At 72.3% G+C, this 21878-nt stretch carries 26 protein-coding genes; 14 read left to right on the top strand and 12 right to left on the bottom strand.

The features are described 5' to 3' along the window. Window positions 1-109 precede the first annotated feature (109 nt). On the bottom strand, window positions 110-2857 hold the full coding sequence (locus tag ACF08B_RS05350) for a D-alanyl-D-alanine carboxypeptidase (protein WP_392316186.1): 2748 nt from the start codon (window positions 2855-2857) through the stop codon (window positions 110-112). Window positions 2858-3038: 181 nt separating this feature from the next. Here ACF08B_RS05350 and ACF08B_RS05345 point away from each other — a divergent pair, with 181 nt between their 5' ends. The 3 genes from ACF08B_RS05345 to ACF08B_RS05335 all read left to right on the top strand — a co-directional run bounded on the left by ACF08B_RS05345 (window position 3039) and on the right by ACF08B_RS05335 (window position 5283). Continuing rightward, window positions 3039-3791, top strand: a complete 753-nt coding sequence (locus ACF08B_RS05345) for a GPP34 family phosphoprotein (protein WP_392316185.1) — start codon at window positions 3039-3041, stop codon at window positions 3789-3791. Between the two features lie 253 nt (window positions 3792-4044). Continuing rightward, window positions 4045-4902, top strand: coding sequence for a helix-turn-helix transcriptional regulator (locus tag ACF08B_RS05340; protein ID WP_093475655.1), 858 nt, complete (start codon window positions 4045-4047; stop codon window positions 4900-4902). Window positions 4903-5091: 189 nt separating this feature from the next. Further along, a complete protein-coding gene (locus ACF08B_RS05335) occupies window positions 5092-5283 on the top strand; it encodes a DUF397 domain-containing protein (RefSeq protein WP_392316184.1) in 192 nt (63 codons plus the stop codon). Window positions 5284-5428: 145 nt separating this feature from the next. Here the strand turns inward: ACF08B_RS05335 and ACF08B_RS05330 are convergent, their stop codons facing one another. The 3 genes from ACF08B_RS05330 to ACF08B_RS05320 all read right to left on the bottom strand — a co-directional run bounded on the left by ACF08B_RS05330 (window position 5429) and on the right by ACF08B_RS05320 (window position 7961). Further along, on the bottom strand, window positions 5429-6298 hold the full coding sequence (locus ACF08B_RS05330; protein ID WP_392316183.1) for a MerR family transcriptional regulator: 870 nt from the start codon (window positions 6296-6298) through the stop codon (window positions 5429-5431). A 120-nt stretch (window positions 6299-6418) separates the two neighbouring features. Beyond that, window positions 6419-6925 carry a glutathione peroxidase gene (locus ACF08B_RS05325; protein ID WP_392316182.1) on the bottom strand — a complete coding sequence of 169 codons (507 nt, stop codon included), beginning with the start codon at window positions 6923-6925 and terminating at the stop codon, window positions 6419-6421. Window positions 6926-6935: 10 nt separating this feature from the next. Then, window positions 6936-7961: an ArsR family transcriptional regulator gene (locus tag ACF08B_RS05320; RefSeq protein ID WP_392316181.1), complete on the bottom strand. Its 1026-nt coding sequence runs from the start codon at window positions 7959-7961 to the stop codon at window positions 6936-6938. Between the two features lie 86 nt (window positions 7962-8047). On the opposite strand from ACF08B_RS05320, the gene ACF08B_RS05315 reads away from it, so the two are divergent. After that, complete coding sequence (locus ACF08B_RS05315; protein WP_392316180.1) at window positions 8048-9280, top strand: MFS transporter; 1233 nt, start codon at window positions 8048-8050, stop codon at window positions 9278-9280. On the opposite strand, the gene ACF08B_RS05310 is transcribed toward ACF08B_RS05315, so the two are convergent. From ACF08B_RS05310 to ACF08B_RS05295, 4 genes are all read right to left on the bottom strand, one after another. Further along, window positions 9183-10049 carry a slipin family protein gene (locus ACF08B_RS05310; protein ID WP_392316179.1) on the bottom strand — a complete coding sequence of 289 codons (867 nt, stop codon included), beginning with the start codon at window positions 10047-10049 and terminating at the stop codon, window positions 9183-9185. The two genes, ACF08B_RS05315 and ACF08B_RS05310, sit on opposite strands and share 98 nt — an antisense overlap. A 161-nt stretch (window positions 10050-10210) precedes the next feature. Then, window positions 10211-10411 carry a hypothetical protein gene (locus ACF08B_RS05305; RefSeq protein WP_392316178.1) on the bottom strand — a complete coding sequence of 67 codons (201 nt, stop codon included), beginning with the start codon at window positions 10409-10411 and terminating at the stop codon, window positions 10211-10213. 82 nt (window positions 10412-10493) lie between these two features. Next, window positions 10494-10931 carry a DUF6233 domain-containing protein gene (locus ACF08B_RS05300; RefSeq protein WP_392316177.1) on the bottom strand — a complete coding sequence of 146 codons (438 nt, stop codon included), beginning with the start codon at window positions 10929-10931 and terminating at the stop codon, window positions 10494-10496. Window positions 10932-10982: 51 nt separating this feature from the next. Beyond that, window positions 10983-11189, bottom strand: a complete 207-nt coding sequence (locus tag ACF08B_RS05295) for a hypothetical protein (RefSeq protein WP_392316176.1) — start codon at window positions 11187-11189, stop codon at window positions 10983-10985. Between the two features lie 231 nt (window positions 11190-11420). Here ACF08B_RS05295 and ACF08B_RS05290 point away from each other — a divergent pair, with 231 nt between their 5' ends. From ACF08B_RS05290 to ACF08B_RS05280, 3 genes are all read left to right on the top strand, one after another. After that, entirely contained in the window at window positions 11421-12878 is a 1458-nt protein-coding gene (locus ACF08B_RS05290) for a protein kinase (RefSeq protein WP_392316682.1), read from the top strand. A 46-nt stretch (window positions 12879-12924) separates the two neighbouring features. Continuing rightward, window positions 12925-13335 (top strand): hypothetical protein, encoded by a 411-nt coding sequence (locus ACF08B_RS05285; RefSeq protein ID WP_392316175.1) that lies wholly within the window; start codon window positions 12925-12927, stop codon window positions 13333-13335. A gap of 113 nt (window positions 13336-13448) precedes the next feature. Beyond that, on the top strand, window positions 13449-13793 hold the full coding sequence (locus ACF08B_RS05280; protein WP_392316174.1) for an ANTAR domain-containing protein: 345 nt from the start codon (window positions 13449-13451) through the stop codon (window positions 13791-13793). Here the strand turns inward: ACF08B_RS05280 and ACF08B_RS05275 are convergent. Beyond that, window positions 13790-14113, bottom strand: coding sequence for an STAS domain-containing protein (locus ACF08B_RS05275; RefSeq protein WP_392316173.1), 324 nt, complete (start codon window positions 14111-14113; stop codon window positions 13790-13792). The genes ACF08B_RS05280 and ACF08B_RS05275 overlap by 4 nt on opposite strands. 376 nt (window positions 14114-14489) lie before the next feature. On the opposite strand from ACF08B_RS05275, the gene ACF08B_RS05270 reads away from it, so the two are divergent. Further along, window positions 14490-14864 carry a hypothetical protein gene (locus ACF08B_RS05270; RefSeq protein WP_392316172.1) on the top strand — a complete coding sequence of 125 codons (375 nt, stop codon included), beginning with the start codon at window positions 14490-14492 and terminating at the stop codon, window positions 14862-14864. A gap of 94 nt (window positions 14865-14958) precedes the next feature. Here the strand turns inward: ACF08B_RS05270 and ACF08B_RS05265 are convergent, their stop codons facing one another. From ACF08B_RS05265 to ACF08B_RS05255, 3 genes are all read right to left on the bottom strand, one after another. Next, the gene (locus ACF08B_RS05265) at window positions 14959-16143 is read right to left on the bottom strand and encodes a flotillin family protein (RefSeq protein WP_392316171.1); all 1185 of its coding nucleotides are present in this window, start codon (window positions 16141-16143) and stop codon (window positions 14959-14961) included. A gap of 11 nt (window positions 16144-16154) precedes the next feature. Continuing rightward, a complete protein-coding gene (locus tag ACF08B_RS05260; RefSeq protein ID WP_093475638.1) occupies window positions 16155-16406 on the bottom strand; it encodes a hypothetical protein in 252 nt (83 codons plus the stop codon). Window positions 16407-16524: 118 nt separating this feature from the next. Further along, window positions 16525-18024, bottom strand: a complete 1500-nt coding sequence (locus tag ACF08B_RS05255; RefSeq protein ID WP_392316170.1) for a helix-turn-helix domain-containing protein — start codon at window positions 18022-18024, stop codon at window positions 16525-16527. A gap of 174 nt (window positions 18025-18198) precedes the next feature. Between ACF08B_RS05255 and ACF08B_RS05250 the strand changes: the two genes are divergently transcribed. The 6 genes from ACF08B_RS05250 (at window position 18199) to ACF08B_RS05225 (ending at window position 21788) form a co-directional block, all read left to right on the top strand. Continuing rightward, complete coding sequence (locus ACF08B_RS05250) at window positions 18199-18822, top strand: hypothetical protein (RefSeq protein ID WP_392316169.1); 624 nt, start codon at window positions 18199-18201, stop codon at window positions 18820-18822. 109 nt (window positions 18823-18931) lie between these two features. Beyond that, window positions 18932-19393, top strand: a complete 462-nt coding sequence (locus ACF08B_RS05245; protein WP_392316168.1) for a hypothetical protein — start codon at window positions 18932-18934, stop codon at window positions 19391-19393. A gap of 218 nt (window positions 19394-19611) precedes the next feature. Further along, window positions 19612-19890, top strand: coding sequence for a hypothetical protein (locus ACF08B_RS05240; protein ID WP_392316167.1), 279 nt, complete (start codon window positions 19612-19614; stop codon window positions 19888-19890). Window positions 19891-20024: 134 nt separating this feature from the next. Next, window positions 20025-20345 (top strand): putative quinol monooxygenase, encoded by a 321-nt coding sequence (locus ACF08B_RS05235; RefSeq protein ID WP_392316166.1) that lies wholly within the window; start codon window positions 20025-20027, stop codon window positions 20343-20345. Between the two features lie 296 nt (window positions 20346-20641). Further along, window positions 20642-21145, top strand: a complete 504-nt coding sequence (locus ACF08B_RS05230) for a lactococcin 972 family bacteriocin (protein WP_392316165.1) — start codon at window positions 20642-20644, stop codon at window positions 21143-21145. 400 nt (window positions 21146-21545) lie between these two features. Then, window positions 21546-21788 carry a hypothetical protein gene (locus ACF08B_RS05225; RefSeq protein WP_392316164.1) on the top strand — a complete coding sequence of 81 codons (243 nt, stop codon included), beginning with the start codon at window positions 21546-21548 and terminating at the stop codon, window positions 21786-21788. The last annotated feature ends 90 nt before the right edge of the window (window positions 21789-21878 follow it).

The raw sequence follows: 21878 nt of genomic DNA, 5'->3' as shown, positions 1-21878 counted from the left end.
CCCCCTGACCGGCCGGCTGCCCCGATTCGTGACGCTAGCACGCACCCCGCCGACCGGCTCCCGGGTGGGCGCCGTCGACGGGGTGCGCGGGCGGGCGGAGGTGGTGCGGTCAGCCCAGACGGGTCAGCTTGGCGCCGAGACCGGGCTCGGCCAGATCCTTGGCCAGGGCCACCGGGACCTTCACCGCACCGGCCGAGCCGTCACCCACCGTGAGCGTGCCGACCTGGGTGCCGGCCTTCGCGGTGTGCGGCACCTCGTCGGCGGCGAAGTCCAGCTCGACCTTCAGACCGGACCAGCCGGCCGCCTTGACGTCCTTGGTGGCCACGACCGGGGTACGGCCCCCGAGGCCGTCGTCCACGTAGCCGACGACGTCGCCCTTCTTCAGGATCGTCGCGGACTTCAGCGCACCCTGCGCGGCCCGGATCAGCTTGTCGCTGTGGTCCAGGGCGGCGCTGAGGATGGTGTTCTCCGGGCCGCCCGCGGGCTGGCGCAGCACGGCACCCACGATGGTCCGCGTCTCGCCGCCGACGTCCTTCTTCGCCGCGAAGACGAGGTTGCCGAGGGCGGAGGTGGTGGTGCCGGTCTTGATGCCGACCACGTTGTTCCTGCCGACCAGGTGGTTCCAGTTGGAGTGGTTCACGCCCTTGTAGTCGTCGTACGACATCATCGCCGCGACCTCGCGGAAGGCGGGCTCGGTCATGGCGGCCTTGGCCAGCTTCACCTGGTCCACGGCCGTGCTGACGGTGGAGTCCGTCAGACCGGAGGGGTCGGTGTACGTGCTGTTCGTCATGCCGAGGTCCTTGGCGGTGGCGTTCATCTTCGCCACGAACGCCTTCTCCGAACCGGCGTCCCAGCGGGCGAGCAGACGGGCCACGTTGTTCGCGGAGGCGATCAGGATGCTCTCCAGCGCCTCGCGCTGGGAGATCGAGTCACCGGCGGTGACGTGGACCGTGGACTCCTGGCCCGCGTTCGACTGCTGCTCGGCGGTCTTGTCGATCTTGATCTTGGGGCCGTCGGCACCGCTCTTGAGCCGGTGGTCGCGCAGGATGATGTACGCGGTCATCACCTTCGCGACGCTCGCGATCGGCACGGGCTTCTGCGTGCCCGAGGAGCCGAAACTGCCGATGCCCTGGACGTCCAGCGCGGCCTGGCCGTCGGCCGGCCACGGGATGCCGGCCTTCGCGTCGGAGCCGCCGAAGGTGTAGCTGTCCTTCGCGGTGAGGTCGAGGGTGGGCTGGGGGAGCGGGCGGAAGTTCTGCACGACCGCGAGGACGATCGCCAGGAGCAGGACCAGCGGGGTCCAGATCTTGACGCGGCGCACGGCGGTGCGGACCGGGGTCTCCGGGGGCGGCGGGGTGTTCGTCAGCTCCGCCAGCAGGTCCAGCGGGGGCTTGGGCGGCAGCGGCTGCTGGGTGGTGCGCTCGGGGCCGACCTGGGGGACGGCGGTGGTGACGTCCGGCTTGGCGGCCGCCGGCGCGGCGGCCGCGGGCTTGTCGCCGGCCGGCTTGCCGGTGCCGGGGGCGGCGGTGCCGGGCTTCGCGGGCGCGGGCCCCAGATCGTTCTTCAGCGCGACGAACTTGCTGGTGCGCTCGCTCTCGGGCGCGGGCGTCCGGGGCTTGCCGCCGAGCTTGAGCATGGTGGTCGGCTGGTCGACCTGCGGCGCCTTGGGACGTACGGCCTTGAAGACGGCGGTGGCCTGATCGACCCGCGGCCCGTCCCCACCGTCACGGTCCTCGGGCTTCGCGTCCTCCTCGGCGTCGGCTCCGTCATCGGTGCCGGCATCGGGCTTCGCGTCGACGGGGGCCGCGTCGGTCCTGGCGTCGGCGGCGTCCGTGGGCTTCGCGTTCGTGGGCTTCGCGTCGCTCTTCGCGTTCGTGGGCTTCGCGTCGCTCTTCGCGTCGGTTCCGGACTTCGGCTTCGCGTCCGCCTCGGAGCCGGTGCCGGTCTCGGGAGCCGCGTCCGCCTTCGGGTCGGCGTCGGCGGGGGAGTGGGTGTCGGCCCCGGCGTCGCCGCCGGACTTCCGCTTGGAGGCGGTCCCGGTGTCCCGGGCGGCGTCGGCCTTCGCGCCGGAGCCGGCGTCCGCCTCCGGCGCGGCGTCAGAGCGCGTCTCCGCCTTGGTGTTCGCGCCACCGTGCGCCGCCTTCACGCGAGCGGCGGCCGCCACGCGGGCGTCGGACCTCACCGCCGCGTCCGCCTTCTCGGCGGCGCCTGCCTTCGCCTTGCCCTCGGCGTCCTTGTCGGTCTCGTCGCCGTCGGTCTTGGAACCGGTGCCGGTCTCGCCGGCCTCCCCGGACTCGGACCCGGACCGGGACGCGGACTCGGCGTCCGTGTCGGCGTCGGCGTCGGCGTCGGCGGCGGAACTCGCCCCCGCCTCCGTGTCGGTACCGGCCTCGGCACCGTCGGCGGACTCCGCCTCCGCCTCGGCATCCGTGTCGGCCCCGGACTCCCGTCGCTCAGCGGTGTTTGCAGGTGCGTCGGCCTTCGCCTCCCGCTTGCCCACGCCCGCCCCGCGCACCCACGCCGAGACGGCGTCGCGGAGCGCGCTGTCCTCGTCGGGGGCGGCGTCGGCCGACGCCTCGGCGTCGGCGCCCTCGGAGCCCGCGGACTCCTCCGCCTCCGCCGGCTTCTCCGCCTCCGCCGGCTTCTCCGCCTCCGCCGGTGTCTTCACGTCCCGGACCGACAGGATCTTCGTCGCGGTGTCCCTGCCACCACCCGAGGAATCCTTTTCGCGGGCGACCGCGAGACGCGGATCACGCGCCTCGGGAACCGAACCCCCGCTCCCCGACGTCGGTTCCGCCGACGACTCGCGCTGCTTCGACCTGTCGGGGGACTCGCCCGCCACCGATGCCTCCTCCATGCGCCGCACGCCTGCACGCGCGCCCTGTCCGAACCATGTACCAGTGTCCTGTGTGAGGGCTTGGCCCCTGTGGTAGACGAGAACGACATACCTACCGGTTCCCTCACGAACCGGTCACGCACCCTCGACAGACCAATGTGAGAGGGGTCACCCTGTCATTCATCCACGCGGGGAGGCATGGATGGGCAGGAGCCGCAGAACACTTCCGGAGGAGCTTCTGCTGCTGGCATTGGACCCGACCACGGGTACCACTGCACAGCCGCAGTCGCTCGACCTCGGTCTGGCCGGAGCACAGCTAGTGGAGCTGGCGCTGGCCGGACGGATAGCCCCAGACGGGGATCGTATCGCCGTGGTGGCACCACGGCCGACTGGAGATCCGACTCTGGACTGCGCGTTGGAGTTGCTGCGAAGGCGTGGCGCTCCGGTACGTGCCGTCCATTGGATCGGCGGACCCCGGCTGGGGCTCCGTCAGACCTACCTCTCGCACCTGGAGCGGTGCGGCATGGTGCATGCCGTGGCGGGCCAGATGTGCGGGGTGCTGCCGACGACGCGCTATCAGGCGACGGACAACGAGATCAGCCGGGAGATCCGAGCCCGGCTGGATTCCGCGATCCGCACCGGTGTACCGCCGGACCCGCGGACCGCGGCGCTCGCCGCCCTGGCGCACGCCGTCGGGCTCGGCAAACATCTCTACCCCGGCAACGAGGGGCGTTCGTCCAGGTCCCGGCTGCGGGACCTGATCCGGCACGACCCGATGGGCGGGCTCGTCGCGCACGCCGTGATGGACGTGCAGAACGGCGCGGCCGCCCAGCCGCGCCGTGGCCCGGCCTCACCGGGCCGGCCGGGCGGGCCCGGCAGGCCGACGGCGGAACCCGCGCGCGGGGTTCCGATGCAGCCGCACCGCGGGTCCATGGCACGCGCCGTGGCCCACTGAGCCGCAACCCCGGTCCCCACAGACCCGGTTCGGGAGCCGCTGGTCCGAGCGGGGCGGAGAGATCCTGTGATCTCTCCGCCCCGCTCGACTGCGTCCCCGCCGACCTCGGGTTTTCGGATCTGTGCCCGAACTGACGCGTACGCGCCGCATATCCACCGTTTCCCAGCGGTAGAAAGCACCTTGGTGGCAGTCTGCTGAACAGCAGATACGGAAAGTGTCAAGAAACAGGCAGGCAGCCGGAGGTGCACGTCCCGTGGCGTCCAATGTGAATCCCACCGTCAGGCGGCGCCGGCTGGGTCAGGAGCTGCGCAGGCTCCGTGAGCTCAAGGGCATGACGGCCGAAGAGGTAGCGGAGCGGCTGCTCGTGTCGCAGTCGAAGATCAGCCGGCTGGAGAACGGCCGCAGAAGCATCAGCCAGCGCGACGTGCGCGACCTGTGCGGCGTGTACGAGGTCGACGACCAGCGGATCGTCGACTCGCTGATGGAGATGGCCCGGGACTCGCGGCAGCAGGGCTGGTGGCACACCTTCGGGGACATCCCCTACAGCGTGTACATCGGCCTGGAGACCGACGCCGAGTCCCTGCGGGTCTACGAACCCCAGCTGGTCACCGGCCTCCTGCAGACCCGTGCCTACGCGGAGGCCCTGGTGCAGGGCGCGTTGCCGGAGACGTCGACGGCCGAGATCGAGAAGCGCGTACAGGTGCGCATGCGGCGACAGGAACGTATCACCGCCGAGGGGAACCCCCTGCGGTTGTGGGTGGTGCTGGACGAGGCGGCGCTGCGCCGGGTCGTCGGCAGCAAGCTGGTGATGCGCGAGCAGCTCGAGCATCTGATCGAGTTGTCCCAGCTGCCGCACGTCACCGTGCAGGTGCTGCCCTTCGAGGTGGGCGCGCACCCGGGCCTCAACGGCCAGTACGCGATCCTGGAGTTCACCGACGCGGCCGACTCCAGCGTGGTGTACCTGGAGGGCGTCACCAGCGACCTGTACCTGGAGAAGGCGCAGGACGTGCAGAAGTACGCCGTGATGTACGAGCATCTGCGGGCACAGTCCCTCAATGTGGAGCAATCGCGACAGTTCATTGCGGAACGGGCCAAAGACTACGCGGAATGAGCTGCTGTCACAGAGGGCGCCGGATCGTACACCGTCGGTCCACTCCATTGGAAGGCTCACCTGGAATATGCCATCCGGTTGAGTGAACGACTACTCCCGCGGGGGCAGTTGCCCGGTAGCGTCGATCACGCCAATCAGTCGACAAGGTTGGCGTGAACCGCACTATCGCAACTCGCAACAGGAGTGGACATGGCACTGATTCAGGGCGCTTCGGAGACGTGGATGAAGTCTTCCTATTCCGCGGGCAACGGCGCCTGCGTCGAGGTCAAGTCGCCCACCACCGCCGAACTCGCCGTCCGCGACTCCAAGGTCCTCCAGGGCCCGGTCCTGGCCTTCCCGACCGACGCGTGGAACGCCTTCGTGGCCTCGGTGAAGGCGTAGGCAGACCTTCCCTGACCCCGGTCCGCGGACGCGCCGGACGCTCCGGTCCGGCCCCCACAACCGCACAGGCACCACCGGGAGCGCCCTCTCGACCAGACGCCGTCCTTGCCGAGAGGGCCCACCTGTCTCCGCGGGCCCGGTGCGCCTACTCCGCGGTCACCGCGGACCGGTGCACCGGGAACGCCACGTCGCACACGGGGTCACCGGGCCCGGCCGCGTCCCAGTCGGCGAAGTAGATCTCCCGGCAGGGCCCCGCGATCGACAGGCCTTCCCCGGCCGTCCACTGCTCCACCGCCTCGAAGGCGGCCAGGATCTGCGGATGGGCCACCTGCGCCTTGGTGATCCGGGTGCAGGCCAGCCGCGCCGCCGGCTCCACCCGCACCGCCGTCTCCCGGGCCCGTCCCTGCCGTCCGGCCCACGCGCGGGCCGCGGCCTCGTCCGCCACCGGTACACAGGACTCGGCCGGCCCGTCGCTCTCCATCGAGACCTCGGAGTGGTAGACGACGAACGGCGCGCCCGTCACGCCCCCGCACTCCCGCGCGCCCGCCTCCAGCCGCCCCAGGGACGCGCCGATCCAGGTCGGCAACTCGTCCGCGAGCGTGTGCCGCGACTCGGTGATCACCACCTGCGCCGGCACGTCGATGATTTCGATCGCAAATTTCTCGTACATCTCGGAGTTCCTCCCCGACAGTCGTCCACGGAGGTACTCGACGAGGGTCCGCTGCCCGGCCACCCGGGCCTCCACGTCCGCCCAGTAGGCGGCGAGCCGCTCGGCCGCCTCGGCGCCCCCGGCCCCGGTCACCTCGGCGATCCGGGCAAGCGGCATGTCGAGCTGCCGCAGCAGGGCCACCAGACGAGCGTGCTCGACCTGGTCCGCGCGGTAGTAGCGGTAACCACTGGTGGCGTCGACGTGCGCCGGCGCCAGCAGGCCCAGCCGGTCGTACAGCCGCAGGGCCTTGGCCGAGAGCCGGGCCCGCGCGGCGAACGCGCCGATGGTGAGCAGCTCCTCGTTCACGGTGTCCGTCCCTCGTGCCGAGCGGACCGCCCTGTGGCCGTCTCGCTCCTCCGTCACCGGGCGGCCTCTCCGCCCGGTGACGGGAACGCTCGTCCCTGCCCCAGGGGCAGGGTCAACCGCCTAGGCCAGCTGGCCCTCGATGGCGGCCACGACCTCCGCCGAGTCCGGCTCGGTCTGCGGCGAGAAGCGCGCGACGACCCGGCCGTCCCGGCCGACGAGGAACTTCTCGAAGTTCCAGCGGATGTCGCCGGTGTGCCCCTCGGCGTCGGCGAAGCCCACGAGCCGCTCGTACAGCGGGTGCCGGCCCTCGCCGTTCACCTCCACCTTCTCGGTCAGCGGGAAGGACACGCCGTACGTCGCGGAGCAGAACTCCGCGATCTCCTCGGCGGTCCCGGGCTCCTGCCCGAGGAACTGGTTGCAGGGCACGCCCAGCACGGTGAAGCCCTGCTCGGCGTACCGCTCCTGCAGCTTCTCCAGGCCCGTGTACTGCGGGGTCAGCCCGCACTTCGAGGCCACGTTCACGATCAGTACGGCCTTGCCGGTGAACTGCGGCAGGTCCGCGGAGCCGCCCTTGAGGGCCCCGATCTCGGTGTCCAGCACGGAACCGTTGTGGTCAGTAGTCGTCATGCCCCGGATGCTAGCCCCGCCCGTGCACGCCCCCGGCGCGCGGCCCCGTCGCCCCGCCCGCATCCGAGGCCGGGCCCGCCGCCTCCACCAGGACCTCGCCCGCCTCCGTCCGCGTGTAGAGCACCGAACGGGCCGCCCGGCGGCGGCTCACCAGCCCCGCCTCCCGCAGCACCTTCAGATGCCGGCCGACCGAGCCCAGCCCCTGGCCGGTCACCGCGGTCAGCTGGCTCGTGCTCATGGGGGAGTCCAGCAGCACCAGCACCCCGGCGCGGGCCGCCCCGAGCAGCGCGCCGAGGCTCGCGGGCACGGCACGGTCCCCGGCGTCGGCGAGGACTCCGGCGCACGGGTAGATCACCGCGTACCGTTCGCCGTCCTCCCAGGCCACCCAGCCGTGCCGCTGCGGGGTCACCGGCACGAAGAGCAGCTCGGCCCCGGAGATCTCGCGCGGCGGATACTCGTGCAGATTGATCTGGAGCCGGTTCTCCCCGAGCCACCGGGTGCGCCCCGGCCGCAGCGAGTCCAGCGCGTTCGCCCAGCCGCCCCGGCTCACCTGCGCGGTCCGTGCCACCACGTCCGCCTCCAGCACGCGCCGGCGCCGCTCCCAGTACGGCCGTACCGTCTCCCGCCACACCCACTCCAGCAGTACGGCCGCCCGCTCGGGCAGGTCGTCCCGGTCGAGGGCGTCCGGGAGCGGACCGGCGAGGGCGGTGCGCAGCTGGGCGCGGGCCGCGGCGGGCGCCACCGACCGCACCCGGGCGACCTCGTCCTCGAACGTCTCCCCTCCGCGGGGCGTGGGCGTCAGGAAGTCGGCGATCCACTCCCGGCCGAGCCCGGCCCGCACCAGCAGCGCCGTGACCGGGTCGGCGGCCGCCCGCGCCCGGTAGCCGGGCAGGTGGGCGCGCAGCCAGTCCCGCTCTCCGGGATGCGCTCCCTCACCGGCGTGCAGCAGCTTCAGACAGGCGAAGGTCTCCGCGAGCGGCGAGAGGACGAACCGGCTGCGGGCCACGGTGTCGGCGTTCAGCTGCCACCACCCCAACGGACCCGCCCCCTCCGGCCTCAGGACCTTTCGCGCTGCCGCGAAACGATAACCGCCCCGGACCGGACCGCCCGAGACTCCCGGGCATGCCCCGCTACCGATCCCTGGTCCGCACCCCCGAGTTCACCCCGCTCTTCCTCGGCTCCGCCGCCCAGACCGCCGCCCAGACCGTCGGCGGTCTCGCCCTCGGCACGCTCGTGTACCGGGCGACCGGCTCCCCGCTGCTGTCGGCGGTGAGCATGTTCGGCCCCTCCCTCGCCCAGGTGCTGGGCGCGACCGTGCTGCTCTCGGGCGCCGACCGGCTGCCCCCGCGTACGGCCCTGTCGGCGATCGCGCTGGCCTTCGCGGCCGGTACGGCGGTGCAGGCCCTGCCCGGCCTGCCCGTCGGCGCGGTCTTCGCCGTCCTCCTCGCGCTGGGCCTGGTGGCCTCCCTCGGCGGAGGCGTCCGCTGGGGCCTGCTGAACGAGATCCTCACCAAGGACGGTTACCTGCCGGGGCGTTCGCTGTTCAACATGATGAACGGACTCATGCAGGTGGCCGGGTTCGCCACCGGCGGCGCCCTGCTCGCGTCCCTGTCCCCGCGGGCCTGCCTGCTGCTGTCGGCGGCCCTCCATCTGACGGCCGCGCTCGTCCTGCGGCTGGGCCTGTCCGCCCGCCGGCCCCGGACCACGGGCCGCCCCTCCCCGTCGGCGACCTGGCGCGCCAACGCCCTGCTGTGGTCCGCCCGCCCGCGCCGCCTCACCTACCTGGGCCTGTGGCTGCCGAACGGCCTGGTCGTCGGCTGCGAGTCCCTCTACGTGCCGTACGCCCCGCACGCGGCCGGCACCCTGTTCGCCTGCGGGGCGCTCGGCATGTTCGCCGGGGACGTGACGGTCGGCCGCCTGCTGCGGCCCGAGGTACGGCGCCGGCTGGCCACCCCGCTCCTGCTGCTGCTCGCGGTGCCGTTCCTGGTGTTCTGCGCCCGCCCGCCGCTGCTCGTGGCCGCGGTGTGCGTGACGGTCGCCTCGGCCGGCTTCGGCGCGAGTCTCGTGCAGCAGGAGCGGCTGATGGAGCTGACCCCCGGCGAACTCGCCGGTCAGGCCCTCGGGTTGCACTCGGCCGGCATGCTCACCCTCCAGGGTGTCGGCGCGGCGCTGGCCGGGGCGGTGGCCCAGTTCACCTCGCCCGCCGTCGCGATGACCGGGACGGCGGCGGGCTCGGTGTGCGTGACGCTGGCGCTGGCTACGGCCGCTCGGCGGACTCCGGGCCGCCGGTCTCCTGCTCCACCGGCCCAGGCTGTGCCTCCGCCCGCGTCTGCGCCGGAACGCTCGCCGTCCTGAGGTCGGCGTCGATCCGCGCCGTGGCCCGGTCGAAGTACCGCAGCAGCTCCACCGGGAACGGCATCACGAGCGTGGAGTTCTTCTCGGCGGCCACCTCGACGACGGTCTGGAGGAGCCGCAGCTGCATCGCCTCGGGCGTGTCCGACATGATCCGCGAGGCGTTGGCGAGCTGCTGCGCGGCCTGGAACTCACCGTCCGCGGTGATGACCCGGGCCCGCCGCTCCCGCTCCGCCTCCGCCTGCCGCGACATGGACCGCTTCAGCGACTCCGGCAGCTGTACGTCCTTGATCTCGACGCGGTCGATGTGGATGCCCCACCCGGCCGCCGGGCTGTCGATCATCAGGGCGAGCCCCTCGTGCAGCCGCTCCCGGTCGCTCAGCAGGTCGTCCAGGTCGCTCTTGCCGATGATGGACCGCAGGGAGGACTGGGCGACCTGGCCGACGGCGAAGCTGTAGTCCTGCACCTCGATGGCCGCGCGGACCGGGTCGGTCACCCTGAAGTAGACGACCGCGTCGACCTTCACGGACACGTTGTCCCGGGTGATGCCCTCCTGCGTGGGCACCGGCATGGTCACGACCTGCACGTTCACCTTGCGCATCCGGTCGGCGAACGGGACGAGGAAGGTGATGCCGGGCTGCCGGTGGCTCGGCAGCGCCTTCCCGAACCGGAACACGACCCCGCGCTCCACCTGGTTGACGACGCGCATCCCGCTCCTGAGGACGAGCAGAAGCAGGCCGACGACCACCACTGCGACGACGGTGCCTTCCATGGCACTCCCCTCTCCGACATGACTCCCGCCAGTTGCGGACAACGGGGAGGACACCGCCACGGGACCGATGGATGCGGTGGGGGCGTCAGGGAACGGTAAAGAAACCGCCTCGGGCGGCGCACGCGGCGGTCGCCCGGCCGCCGTGGGCCGACCGCGGGGAGTCAGCCGGCCCCGGACGCCGCTCGCCCGGCCTCCTCGGCCGCCCGGCAGGCCGTACAGATGATCTGCGCACCGCGGCCGTAGCGGCGGGTGAGCCCCTGGCAGCGGGGGCAGTAGCCGACCTCGTCCGGCGCGCAGCCCAGCATGCGCGCCGCGGCGGTCCGGTCCGTCGAGGGCTCGATGCGCTGCGGCATCCCGTCCATGCGTCCGACGGTACGTACGGCCGCCCCGCACGGCAGCTCGTGGACGGCCACCGGGCTCACGGCGGTCCCCCGGCCGGCCGGCTCACGCCAGGTCCGGGCCCAGCTCCGTGTCGGGCCGGCAGAACGGGCACGGCTCGCCGTTCGGGTCGGTGAGCGCGGCCCGCGCCTCGTCGGCCCGGATGTGGCGCGGGGTGCCGTCGATCATCGTGCACAGGGCCCGGTGGACGACGGCGGGCTCGCGCCCGTGCGGGGTGCGCTTCCGCTCGACGACGTACCCGCTCCTCGGCGCCGACGCGGCAGGGCCGGGCGGCGGCCCGCCGCTCTCCCCGCCGCTGTCGCCCCCGCGCCTCGACCGCCGCCGCGCGGGGCGTCCGCCCCCCTCGGTGCGGGCGAGCGCGGCGAGTACGGCCTCCCGCTGGAGCCGGAGGTAGACGGCGACGGTCTCGTTCTGGGCGAGCCGCTCGTCGAGGTGGGCGAGGATCGCCCGGAGCCGGCGCGGATCAGGCGGCAGCAGGGACACGGCACGCACCATCCCCGCGGCCCGTCACGGCGCACCGGACGCGGCCGTACATCACCGGCTCCTTCCACCCCGCCCCGAGACGGACAACGCCGACCGGGCGGCCGTACCGCGCCCCTGCCAGTACGGGTGGAACAGCACCTGGGACGACAGGCGGATCAGCCGCCGCCGCAGCGCGGTGCGCGGGTGCACGGCGAGCTGCCGGTAGGTGGCGTGCCACTCCTCTTGCGCGTGGGCGAGGTCGTCGGGAATCGGTCGCATGGCTGAATTCAAGCATGTGTTCGATTTCTGGCGCGAGCCGTGACAGGAGCGGGGTGGCGAGGCCGGCGTGACGGAGGGGGGAGGGGCTCCGCCAGGTCGCCGGGAGGTCCGGTTCCGGTCGCGGCGCCGACTTCGCCCGGGTACCTGACACGGCCCGGGGTACCCGCTTCGCAGTACGCCCCCGGCCCAGCCCGAATGCGGTGACAGCAGGTGACAGCAACGGAGAAGCAGATGAAGGCCCGCCGATCAGCAGCCCTGCCGGCTCCCGCGCCGGTCCCCGCGGACCCGGAGTCCGCCCAAGTCCTCTGCGATCGCTACCGGTTGGGCTCGAGAATCGGTTCCGGAGGGATGGCCGACGTCTACGAAGGCGTCGACACGCGTCTGCGCCGGCCCGTGGCCGTCAAGGTCTTCCGGCCGGGCTCCGATCCGCAGACCGAGGACCGCCTCGCCGCGGAGGCCGTCTTCCTCGCCCGTCTGCAGCATCCCGGACTGGTCACCGTCTACGACGCCGGCCGCCACGACGACCGCGCCTACCTGGTCATGCAACTCGTCGACGGCCCCACCCTGCGCGGTCTGTTGACGTGCGGGGCACTGCCGCGGCGGCGCGTGACCGAGCTGGGCACCGCCCTCGCACGGGCGCTCGCCCATGTGCACCGGGCCGGCATCGTGCACCGCGACGTCAAACCGTCGAACGTCCTGCTCGACACGACCGGCGACCCCTATCTGGCGGACTTCGGCATCGCCCGCCTGGCGAACGCCACCCGCCACACGGCACCTGACGTACTGACAGGGACCGCCGCCTACCTGGCGCCCGAACAGGTCGAGGGCGGACGCGTCGGACCGGCCGCGGACGTCTACGCGCTCGGGCTGGTCCTCCTGGAGTGCCTGAAAGGGGACTTGGAGTACCACGGCACCCCGCTGGAGGCCGCGGTGGCCCGTCTCCACCGTCCGCCCACGGTCCCCGCCTGGCTCTCCCCGGACCTGGCCGCCCTGATACGGGCCATGACCGACCGGGACCCGGAGGCACGTCCGGACGCCGAGCAGTGCGCGCGGGCGCTCTCCACCCTGACGTCCGGGCCCGACCGGCGCGGGCCGTCCCCGTCCGCCGCCGCGGTCCGCCTGCCGCTGCCCCGCGCGGCTCACCCCGACGAGAACGAGCCCGTGCGCACGGAGGAGTTGGCGGTCACCGGGCGGTCCGGCCCGCCGCGTGGCCCACGAGGCGTCCGGCACGGCCGCCGCCTGGCCGTGGGGACCGTCCTGGCCGCGGTCTCCGTGGCCCTGGGGACGACCCTCGCGGTCGCCCCGAGCACGAGCGGCAGCGGCGACGACCGCGCCGACGCGGCCTCGACGGCCACGCACCCGCCGTCCGGCACGGCGACACCGGGCGGCCGGCCGAGTGCGGCCCCGTCGAGCGACTCCCACGGCGCTCGGCCCGCGGCCGGAAGCGCGTCGGCCCCGGCGTCCGCGACGACCGGCGCCCGCGTCGAGCCGGTCTCCATGAGCCGGGGCTCCTCCGACCGGGCAGCCCCGGCGGGCCGCCACCACGGCGCCGACCCGCACAAGCCGAACTCGCCCCGCTCCCGGGACGATCACCCCCGCCACCAGCCGCACGGGCACCACGGCTCCCCCGCGAAGGCCGGCAAGTCCCCGCGGTCCGGGACGACGCACGAGAAGAACGAGCACGACTGAGCGGTACGGGGAACCGCGGGCACGGTGATCGATGTCGTGCTGTGTCGTGGACACAGCCAAGCCGGGATCCGGCTCCTTTCTCCCCTGGGCGGGCTCCGCGCTCTTCGGGGCCGCCATGGGCTGCGCCGCCTGGTCGCTGGCCGTGTGGGCACGGGCGTACTGCGACGCGGGGTACGACGCCGGCGGCCGCTTCGAACTCAACTTCCTGCTCCCCGTGGTCGTGGCGGCCGAAGCAGCCGTCGGGCTCGCGGCGCGGGCCGTCGGCCGGCGGCTGGCGCTCGGGGCACCGGCGGCCGTCCGCGCGTCACTGCCGGCGCTGCTGGTGATCGTCGCGACGGTGTGGGCGGCGTGGTGGCTCTTCGCGACCCGGGGGACGCTGGAGGGCTATCCCGGCGACTCCGGCCTCTGCCCCGCGAGCAATGTCCCGCCCCCGTGGCCGGCCTGGATCCCCGCCTGACCGGCCGGCGGGCACCTGCGGTACGGCCACGGCCTCCGCCATGTGTGAACCCGGGCCCACCTGGCTACCCGCAGGCACAGGGGAGGACCGTCCGGTTCCCAGGAGATGATCCCGTGAAGTCGCCGTTCAAGACCGGGCCCGACCCGGTCACGGGGCGCCCTCGCCGACTGCTCGACGACTCGCGCGACATGACCGTGGGCCTGCGGGAGCAGGTCGACCGGCTGGAGCGGGCGGTCGTCTCGCGCACCGTCGTCGACCAGGCGATCGGGGTGGTCATGGCTCTGGAGGGACTGCGGCCCGAGCAGGCCCTCGGGATCCTGACGGAGGTCTCCCGGACGGCCGACGTCAGGCTGCGGACGGTCGCGGAGCAGGTCCTCGCAGCGGTGCAGGGCACGAGCCTCCCGGAGGAGACCGGCCGGGCCCTGCTCACCGCGCGGGCACGGGCCGCGGCGGGTTAGGAGGCCGCGGCCTCCTCGACCGAGTCGCGGACGTCCAGCACGGAGTCCGCCCCGGTGAGCCGCAGCAGCCGCCGCAGCTGCGGCGCAGGCTCGGCCACGCGAAGTTTGGTCGTGGGGTTGACTCTGAGCAGCAGGTTCAGGAACGTCGAGTCCGCGAAGGTGAGCCGAGAGGCGTCCACCACCACCTTGGAGTACTTCCCGGACGCGATCTCCAGGGCCTCGGCCAGGGACGCGACGCATCCGGCGTCGTACTCGCCGTACGCGACGATCACCCACGCGGCGTCCCACTCGTACTGGATGACCGCAGCCGCCCTCGGCACAGGCCTCCCGACCTGCTCCCTGGCCCCGCCCTCACCCGTGCGAGCCGCACTCACACCCTCAGTATGACCCCTGAGCAGGAGAGAAGATGATCAAGCGAGCGGGCTTCACGGGGAAGTCCGGCAACTCCCTCCCGGCGCCGGGTCCCTCGTCACCGACGGAACCCGGCTGTGGCCGGCCGAACTGGCGCACTATGTCCGCCGGCACCACGTCCCGCTGCCCGCCGACTTCGTCGCGCACATCAGGGACAACGGCTACGTCTGCCCCGCCCTGCCCGAGGAACGGGCCCGTGCGATCTTCGACGAGCACTTCGGCCGGGACGGCGCGACCGGTGCCGACGCGCGGGACGCCACTGCGGAACCGTTCTTCCTCCGGTACGTGCCGACGCTGACGCGGGCCGCGGGTCGCACGTTGATCAAGCAGCTCGGCGCCGCGGGACTGTCCGTCGTACATCCGCTCACGGACGCCCTCTTCGGCTCCCGCGAGACGTCGGACGGCGGGCGAGCCCCGCTGCTCGGCGGTCCCGACGTGCTGGCGGACTCCCTGGCCGACGACCGGTACCACGAGGTCGAGTTCCCGTGCTGGATGGGGTACGACCGGCCCGTCACGGCACGGGTCCGGCGCCTCGCCCCGTCCGTGCAGAGGGTCACGGTCCAGACCGCCGGCGTCCCTGAATCCGAGCGGGAGGAGGTCGTCGCCGCACTGGTGCGCGCGCTCGACCCGTACGGCCCCCTCGCGGTGTTCCACCGGTGATCACCGGCACGCGGCGATGCCGCAAGCGGACGGCGAAGGCCCCCGACCGGCACCGGTCGAGGGCCTCCGCGCTCAGTGCACTCGGCGGGCGCCGCTAGTCGACGTCCACCGGACCGTCGTTCGACTTCCTGCCCTTGCTGGTGGGCAGCTGGAGGAGGCTGTTGCCCTCGCCCTCCGTGGAGCGGTGACCGTCGGCGTCCGGGCCGTTCAGGTTCTGCCGGACCGAGTCGAGGATCGTCAGGCCCTGGGACACCAGGCCGGCGGCGATCTCGCCCAGACCGTCCGCACCGTTGAGGACGTTGACGTTGGCGCCCGCCAGACCGCCCGCGGCCTCCTTGACGATCTGCGGGAGCTGGTCGATCAGCATCCGGTCGAGCGCGACCCGGTCGTACGAGGCGGCGGCCTCCGCCTGGATCTTCATCCGCTGCGCCTCGGCGGCCGCGAGGATCCTGACCCGCTCGGCCTCGGCCTCGGCGGGCTTCACGACCTCGGCCACCAGCTGCTGCTGGCGCAGCTTGGCCTGGCGCTCGGCCAGCTCCGTCTGGGCGGCGAGCACCTCCTGCTGGGCGTGTGCCTGCGCCAGCGGTCCGGCCTGTCCGGCCTGCGCCTGCGCACGGTCCACCTCGGCCGAGTACTCGGCCTTGACGATGGCGGTCTGCCGGGCGTACTCGGCCTGCTTGCGGGCCGCGGCCTGCTCCGCCTCGACCGCGGCCTGGGTGGCCTGCGCCTGGGCGATCTGCGCCTGCCGCTGGATGGCCGCCTTGTGCGGGGCGGACATCGCGTCGATGTAACCGGTGTCGCCGTCGTCGATCGACTGGATCTGCAGCGAGTCGACGATCAGACCGATCTTCGCCATCTCGGTCTTGGAGGTGTCCAGGACCTCGGCGGCGAGCTTCTGCCGCTCCGTGACGATCTCCTCGACCGTCATCGAGCCGACGATGGCCCGCAGGTGACCGGCGAAGATCCGGCCGGTGAGCACCGACATCTGCTCCTGGTCGGAGAGGAACCGCTGGCCGGCGTTGATGATGCTCTCGTGGTCGTTGCCGACCTTGAAGGCGATGACGGCGCGGACGTGCAACGCGATGCCCTGCCTGGTCACGCAGGTCTCGGTGACCTCCGCCTCGCACATGGAGAGAGTGAGGAACCGGACCTTCCTGAACACCGGCAGCACGAACTTCCCGTGCCCGGTGACCACTCGGAACGGCGCGCCCCCCAATCCCCGCCTGCCCCCCGAGATCAACATCGCCTCGTCGGGAGCGGGGACGCGGTATCCGAACATGCACGTACTCCTCAGTCGGCGCCGGCGGTGTCCCCGCCCAGCGCGTCCAATGGATCCACCCACTCGATGACGCCGACCTCGCGGCATCCTCGTGATTCGATCACGAGCACGGTCGTGCCCACGGCCAGGGGGGTTTCCGACCAGGCGAGGAAGGTCTCCGAACCGCCTCTGACCCGCACCAGGACCTCGCCGGGCCCTGTGGAACCGCGCGTTCCGATGAGTACCTTCCCCGTGCAGCCGATCACGGCCTCGTCCTGCGGCATCACCGGCCGTCCTCCTCTTCCTGGCCCCATGATTCCGACGATAGACCCAGTCCGGCCGGGACCCAACGGGCCGGAGGACCGGCCCCGCGCCCCCGGACGCCGGCGCCTCTCGCGCACGCTAGGAGTCGGCCGGCACCCACTGGCGCACCCCGTGATCGTTCGTGCCGTACCAGTAGCGGGGCAGGCCCTTGATGCCGCTGGTGCGGAACGGCCGGCCGTGGTCGTCGACGCGGACCGTACCGGTGCGGCCCTGGGCGGACCAGTCCAGCTCCAGGTACCAGTCGCAGTCGTGGGCCTCGGTCGTCGCGGTGACCAGCAGCACCTCCGGGTCCTCGGCGGAGACGCGGTAGGGGAACCGCACCGCGGGGATGGGCCTGCCGGTGTCGTTGCCGGGACGCGCGTGGGCGATCGGCCGGTCGACGTCCAGGTTCACCGAGAACTCACGGGGCGTCAGGTCACCGCCGCAGCCCTGCTCCATGTCGTACGCGGTACCGGGGAGCGGGGTGCCGCGGCTGACGACCCGGACCCGGAGGGCCGTGAGGACCACGGCCGTGGACGACTTCCCCTGCACCGAGATCTGCACCATCGTCTGCCGCCCGTGCACCGCGCCCTGTGTCGCCGCCCACGCCCCGGCGTCCTGCTGCACCGGCGGCGGGGGCACCTGGTCGGGCTTCTTGTCGATCACGTAGTCGTGCCCGCAACCGCCCTGCCAGACCTGCGAGTCGGCGGTCCAGGCGAGCGGCACGCCGGCCGGCACGGGGGCGTCGCTCCTCGCACCCGCCGACGGTCCGCCCTTCACCTCGGAACGCCCCGAGGCCCGTACCTTCGCGGAGGGCGGTGCCGACGAACGGCTGCTGGGGGAGGGGCTGGTCGAGGCGGCCGAGGGACGAACTGACGTACCGGTTCCCGTCGTACGGGACCGAACGGGGGTCTTGGCCGCCGGGTCGCCGTCGGACCCGCCGGTGGACAGCGCGGGGAGACTGCCCAGCGTCGCCAGCAGGACGGTCGCCACGGCGGCGCCGACGACGGTACGGCGACGGCGGTACCAGGGCCGTCCGTGGGAGCGGCGGTCCGCATCCGCATCCGCATCCGCATGAAGCGTCGGCCCGGGACTGCCCGGCCGGGGTGCGTCGGAGGCGGACGGCCCGGTGCCGGGCGCGCTGCCGTTGTCGCTGTCGCTGTCGCCGGGCCTGCCCCCCGGTGCCTCCCGGCGGTCCGGACCCGGAGCCCGCTCGCCCCCTGCCGGCTCCGGCACTACCTCGGCCCCGACCTCCTCCTCCGCCGCCGCGTCACCGGCCTTCGGCCGCTGGCGCGCCGTCACCTGCCGTGCCGTCAGTGCGAGCAGCCACAGGCGGTGCAGTTCGAGGCGTTCCTCAGGTGTCGCCCCGCAGAAGGCGGCCAGGCGCTCCACCGGGGCGTAGTCCTGCGGGACCGCCTCGCCGGCGCAGTAGCGGTGCAGCGTGGAGGTGTTCATGTTGACGCGCCGGGCCAGGGAGCCGTAGCTCCGGTCCGTGCGGTCCTTCAGCCGGCGCAGCAGCGCCGCGAACTGCTCGACGTCGTCCCCGGTCGACACCGCTGCCCCCGTCTCCCCCGTGTCCCCGCATCCCAGGCGGCCCATATACCTGCACGTCAGATGGGCTGGGATGGTTCCACCGTCGCCGGACGGGCTTCCGGCGTTGCGCCGGGCCGCCCCGACGGCCAATGCTCTTGGTGTCGCACCGATCAGGGCCCGACCGACCAGCAGGCGGCGAGCGACAGACGACACCCATGCACTCATCCACGGGGGACACCCATGCCCAAGAGCACCCGAGCAGGCGCGCTTCTCGCTCTCGCCGTCACGGGCCTCGCCCTCGGCGCGACGCTCGCCACACCGGCGAACGCCGCCGCGGCCAAGGCGCCCGGCTTCCTCAAGGCGGCCGATCTCCCGCCGCACCCGAGCTCGACCTGGACGGCCGGCAAGGTGACCGCCGGCGTACCGGAGGCGGTGGAACAGGACCGCTGCCTGAGCATGGCACTGGGCGGCGGCTCGAACACCTGGTACCGGGAGTTCCGTACCGACCTCGACACGAGCGCCCGTCAGGTCAGCGTGCGGTCGTCCACGACGGCTGCGGCGAAGGGCCGCTTCTCGCGGCTGAACAAGGACATCAAGTCCTGTGCGGCACGCATCGAGAAGGCCGACCCGGAGACCGAGGCGACGCTGCGGGACTACGGCACGCTCCCGGTCGAGGAGGGCGCCCATGTCTACGGCCTGCACACGGTGACCTCCTGGGGCGCCTCCGACATCCGACTGCTCTCCGTCGGCCGGGACGGCAGGACCGTCACGGTCGTGGACTGGGGGCAGCTGGGCGACTTCAGGGGCGCGCCGGTGAAGGCCTTCAAGAAGACGACCGTCACGGCCGTGAACAAGCTCAACTGACCGAACGACCGGGGCCGCTCTCCGCCACGGGGGTGGGGAGAACGGCCCACCGACCACCGCCGGCGCCGTTCGACGCGATCCGGCACGACTCCGAAAACGGGGAACTCACATGAACAGCAAGACCCGCACCGTCCTGACCGCCGGCGTCCTCGCCGCCGCCCTCGGCCTCGGCGCCACCGCCCAGGCCTCCGCGGGCGCCCCGCGCAGCGTCAGCGGCAAGACGAGCGACAACATCACGCGCATCGCCAACTTCTACGGCACCTACATCGACGCGGTGCTCGACGAGGACAGCGGCAAGCTCGGCAAGGACCTGCGCAGCCACTACCTCACCCCCGCCTTCCAGAAGGAGCTGGCGGCCTGGGAGAACCGGGAGCACGCCGACGGCGTCCTGCGCGCCCAGAACGTCCCGCTGGCCTGGAAGGTCACCGAGAGCGGCTCCACCCGCACCAAGACGGAGGCCGTGGTCACCCTCACCTGGAGCCGGGGCAGCACGACCAAGCTGGTCGTCGACATGAGCCGCAGCAGCCACAAGATCGTCCACATCGGCGAGAAGGGCGCGGCCCGCAAGTAGTCACCGGGACTCGCCTCGCACGTACGCCGACCCGTACGCCGAGGGGCCACCTACGGACACCCGTAGGTGGCCTTCTCGCGAGCCCGCCCGTTCCGGCACGGGTCTGTAGAGGGCGGCTCGCGGCACGTACGGTGCCTACGAAGGCGCAGGGGTCGCGAGGCGGGCAAGTCGGCCTCCGTATGGGCGCCTTGCGGAAGATGCCGAGGGGGACGGGCCAGGTGCTGATGTTGGCTGTTGTGGTCGGCGACGTGATGGCGCTGATGACGGCCGTCGCAGGTGTGCTGGCCGTCGCGACCGGGCGCATGATGTTTCCCTGGCTGCGCGGGAAGGTGGGACGACCGGGCGTATGGGGTGCCGGCGCCCTGCTGCTGGCGGCGACACTGGCGACGGCGCCCTTCGTGTCCTTCGGAGTCCGGACCGCCGTCGGGCTGAGTGGCCTTGCGCTGCTCGGGCTGGGGTATGCCCGGGGGCGCCGCGCGACGCCGCCGACGGAGTGACGGACCCGTGATCAGTCGCCCTCGGACGGACACGGCCTCGGCGGCCGGCATCCGTCGGATGCGCTCTACGCGAACTCCGCCGGGTTCGTGAGGCCCGCTGGAATCCTGGCGACAGCGACCTACGGAGGATCACCATGATCGTGGAATACATCCGCTACCGCATCGCCGAACCCGAACGTCGTGCCGACTTCGAGAAGGCCTACGCGGCCGCCGCCCAGCAGCTGGACCTCGCCCCCCAGTGCCTCGGATACGAGCTCTCCCACGGCATCGAGGAACCCGACCGCTACATCCTGCGGATCGAATGGACCTCCGTCGAGGACCACGAGAAGGGCTTCCGCGGCGGCCCGCACTTCCCCCCGTTCCTCGCCGAGATCCGCTCCTACATCGGCGACATCGAGGAGATGAAGCACTACACGAGGACGTCCGTGGCATCCACCGCGGGAGGAACGGCATGACCGAGCGCGCCGAGAACGTTTACGCCGGCTGCCGGCCGAAGGCACTCCACTAGAGGGCGAGGACTTGGAGGGGGCGGTGTGGGCGCGTCGGGCGAAGGGCGGGACGAAGGGGTGTGAGGGGCCCTGACAACTTGCCTGCCGTGGCGGCGCGTTCACGCCCCCGCCGGTGAACACCCCCGCCCGACAACGATTTCAGGCCGTGCCGGGGCCGCAAATCGGCCACGCCTTGACCGCTACAGCGCCCTCGTACAAGATCCCTGTTGGCCCCCGATAGTGGGGGCGGAAATGGGGGAAACATGAATAAGTTTGGAAAGTCGATACTTTTCGGCATTTCGGGCGCCGCGCTTGCGGTCTCCGGCTTTGCCACGCCGGCAGCGGCCAACAGCCTTCAGGGCGCAACCGGTCACGCCGACACCGTAGTTACGGCCGGCGGCGGCCTCAAGGTCGGTCAGCCCGTCATCCACAAGAGGGGCGACGGCGTCAGGCCGCCGGCGGAGCTGGGTAACCCCGCCGAGTGGGGCGTGGTAAAGCTGGAAATCAAGCCTTCGGCCGTTCGGGCGCTGGACAATACCTGCGAGAACGTGACCCATGGCAAGTGGTGCTATGGGTCCGAATCGCTGTCGGCCGGCACCAAGAAGAAGTGCTACTCGAACTACATCGCGGACGTGAAGCACAAGTCGACGGTCAGGGTCGTCAACATCGACCACTCGAGTGGCTGGGTGGCGAAGGGGGATACTTCCTACGCCAACCACACGCAGGGTGCGGCATATACCTGCTATGCATACTACGACAACGCGTAAATGTGTCCGGCGTGATGAGGGTTGACCTCCCTCGGGTGCGGCATTACTCCGGGCACACGGGGCCGGAGTAATGCCGCACCAGGCGCTGAGCAGCTGTCGGTGTCGCGGCCTACTACTTGACTGAGGGAAGTCTGGCCTCGCTGTGTGGACTGGATTTCTCCGACAGGCGACTGCCGTCAACTGGTGCCTCCAAAACGGCCCGGACCATGATCGGTCCGGGCCGTTTTGCCTGGTGCCCCCCAGAAGGATTCGAACCTGCGACACCCGCCTGAGGAGCGAGTTGGACGACCACGGTCGTGACCAGCGGGGCACGGCGGAGGGGTTCCGTGGTCGGCTGCTCAACTCAGTTGACCGGGGGAGCCGCGGTTGCTCTACTGCGATGCCGAACCGGGGAGGACGTGTGGCAGAACTGCCGGAGAGCGTAGATCGCGCCATTCTGGAGGGGTGCACCATCCTCGCGGTGAAGGCGATTCGTGAGGCACAAGGATGCCCGCTCCGCGAAGCGGTTGATCTTTACCATCAGCGCTACCAAGAGCTTCATCCTGAGCCGATCTCATCCCAGGAAGCTCCCCGGCCCCGCGTGCTGCGGTTCGAGCAGGATGGCTCTTTGGTTGTGCTTGAGGGGCTGCAAGACGGTCAGTAGCCGAAGAAGTGACGCCCCCGGTTCCCTGACCTCCGAGCCAATCGCTCGGCACTCTCCTGAACTGCGGGGGACCGGTCAGCGGTTGCCATC

The organism is Streptomyces sp. NPDC015139, assembly GCF_043079785.1.
Lineage (GTDB): Bacteria > Actinomycetota > Actinomycetes > Streptomycetales > Streptomycetaceae > Streptomyces > Streptomyces albidocamelliae.
The sequence above is the reverse complement of the archived record's forward strand: the minus strand, read 5'-3'. Positions and strand labels throughout refer to the sequence as shown.